The following is a 548-nucleotide window of genomic DNA, read 5'->3' as shown; positions in this document are numbered from 1 at the left end:
AAGCGCCACACGCCTCCGCCCTGATCCGCCGGAGCGCTCGACACCGCCTGGTCCTGGTCGTCATACAGCGTCACCGTCGCGCCGGCGTAGACGTTCGTTACATCCACATACCCGATGCCCGCCGCTGCCGACGGCGTGCACAGGCTCGCGCCCACAAAGCTAGAGTTCTCGCTCTCCTCGCCGCCCACCGTCTGCGTTACATAAAACTGCAGACTGTTCGGCTCCACGTTATCGAAGGTGTACGTCGCATCCGTCACGTTCGTCGCCGTGTCCTGCAGATTTCCGTTCGTTAGATACAGCTTCAGCGTCGCGCCCGACGTGAAGTTGCTTGCCGTGATGCTTTCCTCGCCGCCCGCCGCGCTTGGCGCCGCCGGAATATCCGGCTGAACCGTCACGATTGACGAGGGGAGGCTCACCACACCATTTATGCTTTGCACCACATAATAGTCGCTTCGCGCCGTCAGTCCGCTGAAGCGCCACACGCCTCCGCCCTGATCCGCCGGAGCGCTCGACACCGCCTGGTCCTGGTCGTCATACAGCGTCACCGT

Annotated in this window: 1 protein-coding gene; it reads right to left on the bottom strand. The window is 63.1% G+C overall.

The features are described from left to right. On the bottom strand, positions 1-548 hold a 548-nt coding region (locus HFP08_RS28935), incomplete at both ends, for a hypothetical protein (protein ID WP_168124088.1).

Source organism: Paenibacillus sp. HB172176 (assembly GCF_011947265.1).
Classification (GTDB): domain Bacteria; phylum Bacillota; class Bacilli; order Paenibacillales; family Paenibacillaceae; genus Pristimantibacillus.
Note: the sequence above shows the minus strand (reverse complement) of the source record. Positions and strands in the feature narration are given on the sequence as shown.